The 4148-nt window shown below is 68.0% G+C and carries 5 protein-coding genes; all 5 read left to right on the top strand.

The annotated features are described in order from the left end of the window. A partial coding sequence (locus F3J14_RS33815; RefSeq protein WP_166726609.1) for a TIM44-like domain-containing protein occupies positions 1–792 on the top strand: 792 nt, incomplete at its 5' end. Positions 793–954: 162 nt separating this feature from the next. Beyond that, entirely contained in the window at positions 955–1581 is a 627-nt protein-coding gene (locus tag F3J14_RS33810; RefSeq protein WP_166726608.1) for an SCP2 sterol-binding domain-containing protein, read from the top strand. Positions 1582–1593: 12 nt separating this feature from the next. Further along, on the top strand, positions 1594–3171 hold the full coding sequence (gene ubiB, locus F3J14_RS33805; protein WP_166726607.1) for a ubiquinone biosynthesis regulatory protein kinase UbiB: 1578 nt from the start codon (positions 1594–1596) through the stop codon (positions 3169–3171). A gap of 17 nt (positions 3172–3188) precedes the next feature. Next, positions 3189–3815 carry an SAM-dependent methyltransferase gene (locus F3J14_RS33800; protein ID WP_166726606.1) on the top strand — a complete coding sequence of 209 codons (627 nt, stop codon included), beginning with the start codon at positions 3189–3191 and terminating at the stop codon, positions 3813–3815. Positions 3816–3911: 96 nt separating this feature from the next. Beyond that, the coding region (locus F3J14_RS33795; RefSeq protein WP_166726605.1) for an FmdB family zinc ribbon protein at positions 3912–4148 on the top strand (237 nt) is incomplete at its 3' end.

Genomic DNA, 4148 nt, shown 5'->3' with positions numbered 1-4148 from the left:
GCGAACCCGGCCGCACCGGCACCGGCCGCGCAGCCGAACCGCTCGCGCTGGCTCGGGCCGATCGCCGGTCTCGCGGCCGGCCTCGGCATCGCGGCGCTGCTGTCGCACTTCGGCCTGGGCGGCGCGTTCGCGAGCATGATGGCGAACGTCATCGTGATCGCACTGCTCGCGATGGTCGGCATCTGGCTGGTCCGCAGGTTCATGAACCGCCGCCGTTCGCAGGAGCCGGCGTATTCGGTCGGCGGCTCGGCCTCGTCGTCAGGTAGCTACTCGCAAAGCCCGTCGTTCCAGCAGGGCAGCACCGGCAACAACTATGCGGGCAGCGGCAGCAGCTATGCGAACGAAGCGCAGGGCGTGTTCGGCGGCGGTGCAGCGGCTGCCGGTGCGGCGGGCGCGATGGCGGCCGCACCGCTGCAGGTGCCGGCCGGCTTCGACACCGAAGCGTTCCTGCGTAGCGCGAAGGTCTACTTCGTGCGCCTGCAGGCGGCATGGGACCAGGGCAACCTGGCCGACATCCGCGAGTTCACGACGCCGGAAATGTTCGCCGAGATCAAGATCGATCTCGATTCGCGCGGCAACGACGCGAACCAGACCGATGTCGTGCAGCTCGACGCGGAACTGGTCGCGATCGAGGATCGCGGCATCGAGCAGTCGGCGAGCGTGCGCTTCCACGGGCTGATCCGCGAGTCGGCGAATGCGCCGGCCGCGCCGCTCGACGAGGTGTGGAACCTGTCGAAGTCGGGCAGCCAGGGCTGGCTGCTCGCGGGTATCCAGCAGATCAACACGCACTGAGCGTGACCGGCGGCCGGCTTGCCGGCTGCCCGGGCGACGGTCACCGCACTGCGACCGCTTGCCGCCCGGGTGTGCGGTTGGCCGCGGTCTGCCGACGATCCGACGTTACAATAGAAACCCGCGTAGGCGCCCGGCCTGCGCGGGTTTTTCTTTCCCAGCCCGATGACCTTTGCCGCCAAGCCTTTTGCTGCTGCTGTCAATCACCTGCTCGCGCGCGAATCGTGGGCGCGCGACCGCCTGATCCCCTACGCGGGCAAGACCGCCCGGCTCGACGTGCCGCCCGTCACGCTCACGCTGCTCGTGCAGCCCGACGGTTATCTGTCCGCGGTGGACGCGCACGATGCGCAACACGTCGACGTGTCGATCGCGCTCGCGGGTGACACGGTCGGCGCATTCCTGCAGGGCGGCCAACCCGCCGTGATGAAGCACGTGAAGATCGAGGGCGACGCGGAGTTCGCGACCCAGATCGCGAAGCTGGCCGAGCACCTGCGCTGGGAACCTGAAGAAGATCTCGCGAAGCTGGTCGGCGACGCGGCGGCGCACCGGATCGCGACGCTCGTGCGCGACGCCGGCGCGCGTGCGCGCCGCACCGGCCGCAACGTGCTCGATTCCGTCGCCGAGTACTGGCTCGACGAGAACCCGCAAGTCGTTCGGCGCACGGTGCTCGGCGGCTTCGACGCCGAACTGGCGCGTGCGCGCGATGCGCTCGCGCGGGTCGAAAAACGGATCGAGCGACTCGAACAAAAAATCGGCGCGCGCACGGGTTCCGGCCCGCGCGGCGCGCACTGAGGGCCGCAGGGCATGCGCATTTTCCGTTTCATCAAGATTGTCTACACCGTCATCCGCTTCGGCCTCGACGAAGTGATGCTGTCCCGGATCGACGACCGGCGCGTGAAGCTGCTGCTGCGGATCACGACGATCGGCCGCCGCTATTCCGATCCGCCCGCCGTGCGGCTGCGTCACGCGCTCGAAAGCCTCGGCCCGATCTTCGTGAAGTTCGGCCAGGTGCTGTCGACGCGCCGCGACCTGCTGTCGGTCGATTTCGCGAACGAACTCGCGAAGCTGCAGGACCAGGTGCCGCCGTTCGATTCGGCTGTCGCGATCGCGATCATCGAGAAGTCGCTCGGCGCGCCGGTCGACGAGCTGTTCGACGAATTCGAGCGCGAGCCGATCGCGAGCGCGTCGATCGCTCAGGTGCATTTCGCGAAGTTGAAGCAGGGCGTGCACGCGGGCAAGGCCGTCGCGGTCAAGGTGCTGCGCCCGAACATGCTGCCGGTGATCGATTCCGACCTCGCGCTGATGCGCGACATCGCGACGTGGACCGAGCGCATGTGGGCCGACGGCCGGCGCCTGAAGCCGCGCGAAGTCGTCGCCGAATTCGACAAGTACCTGCACGACGAGCTCGACCTGATGCGCGAGGCCGCGAACGGCAGCCAGCTGCGCCGCAACTTCGCGGGCCTCGACCTGCTGCTCGTGCCCGAGATGTTCTGGGATTTCTCGACGTCGCAGGTGCTCGTGATGGAGCGCATGACCGGCGTGCCGATCAGCCAGGTCGAGACGCTGCGCACCGCGGGCGTCGACATCAAGAAGCTCGCGCGCGAAGGCGTCGAGATCTTCTTCACGCAGGTGTTCCGCGACGGTTTCTTCCATGCGGACATGCACCCGGGCAACATCCAGGTGAGTCTCGACCCGAAGACTTTCGGCCGCTATATCGCGCTCGATTTCGGGATCGTCGGCGCGTTGTCGGATTTCGACAAGAACTACCTCGCGCAGAACTTCCTCGCGTTCTTCAAGCGCGATTACCACCGCGTCGCGACGCTGCACCTCGAATCGGGCTGGGTGCCGCCCGAGACGCGCGTCGAGGAACTCGAAAGCGCGATCCGCGCGGTGTGCGAGCCGTATTTCGACCGCGCGCTGAAGGACATCTCGCTCGGCCAGGTGCTGATGCGCCTGTTCTCGACGTCGCGCCGCTTCAACGTCGAGATCCAGCCGCAGCTCGTGCTGCTGCAGAAGACGATGCTGAACGTCGAGGGGCTCGGCCGCTCGCTCGACCCCGAACTCGACCTGTGGAAGACCGCGAAGCCGTATCTCGAGCGCTGGATGACCGAGCAGATCGGCCTGCGCGGCTGGTACGAGCGCTTCAAGGTCGAGGCGCCGCAGTGGAGCAAGACGCTGCCGCAACTGCCGCGCCTGATCCACCACGCGATGGCGGCGCGCCACGATGCGCCGCGTGCGGCGAGCGAGGACTTGATGCGTCAGGTCCTCGTCGAGCAGAAACGTACCAACCGGCTGTTGCAGGCATTGCTGATCTTCGGTCTGGCCGTCGGCGTCGGGGCGCTCGTCGCGCGCGTGCTGCTCGCGCTCGCGTACGGCGCGTGACCGAAAGGAGCCGTGCGATGTCCGAACCGAAGCAACCGTCCGCGCCGGGCGCCGCCGATTTCGCGACGCGCGACCCGGGCGACGCATCGTTCTGGGACGAGCGTTTCGCGCGCGGCGTGACGCCGTGGGAATTCGGCGGCGTGCCGGAAGGGTTTCGCGCGTTTGCGCAGCGGCTCGGGCCGTGCGCGGTGCTGATTCCCGGCTGCGGCAGTGCGCAGGAGGCCGGCTGGCTCGCGCAGGCCGGCTGGCCCGTGCGCGCGATCGATTTCGCCGCGCAGGCGGTGGCGGCCGCGAAGGCGCAGCTCGGCGCGCATGCGGACGTCGTCGAGCAGGCCGATTTCTTCGTGTACCGGCCGCCGTTCGACGTGCAGTGGGTGTACGAGCGCGCATTCCTGTGCGCGCTGCCGCCGAGCTTGCGCGCCGGCTATGCGGCGCGGATGGCCGAACTGCTGCCCGCCGGCGCGTTGCTGGCCGGTTATTTCTTCGTGGCGAAGAAACCGAAGGGCCCGCCGTTCGGCATCGAGCGCGCCGAACTCGATGCGCTGCTCGCGCCGCACTTCGAGATGATCGAGGATCTGCCCGTGACCGATTCGCTGGCCGTGTTCGAAGGGCACGAGCGCTGGCTCACGTGGCGCCGTCGCTGAAGCCCGGGGCGTCGCGGCCGTTGCCGGAGCGCGCCGGGGTTTCGGATATAATTCAAGGTTTTGCAAGCCGTTTCCAGTTTCCGCGGGAAAAATATCATGCCGATCTACGCCTATCGATGCGAAGCGTGCGGTTTCGCCAAGGACATGCTCCAGAAGATGAGCGATGCGCCGCTGTCGCAGTGCCCCGAATGCGGGAAGGATGCTTTTCGCAAGCAGGTCACCGCCGCCGGCTTCCAGTTGAAGGGCTCCGGCTGGTATGTCACCGATTTCCGTGGTGGCTCGGGCGGCACCAGCGCGCCGTCGACGGCGACGGGCGACGCAGGGGCTGCGGCA

This window comes from Burkholderia sp. Tr-862 (genome assembly GCF_011753085.1).
Taxonomy (GTDB): Bacteria; Pseudomonadota; Gammaproteobacteria; order Burkholderiales; family Burkholderiaceae; genus Burkholderia; species Burkholderia ambifaria.
Note: the sequence above shows the minus strand (reverse complement) of the source record. Positions and strands in the feature narration are given on the sequence as shown.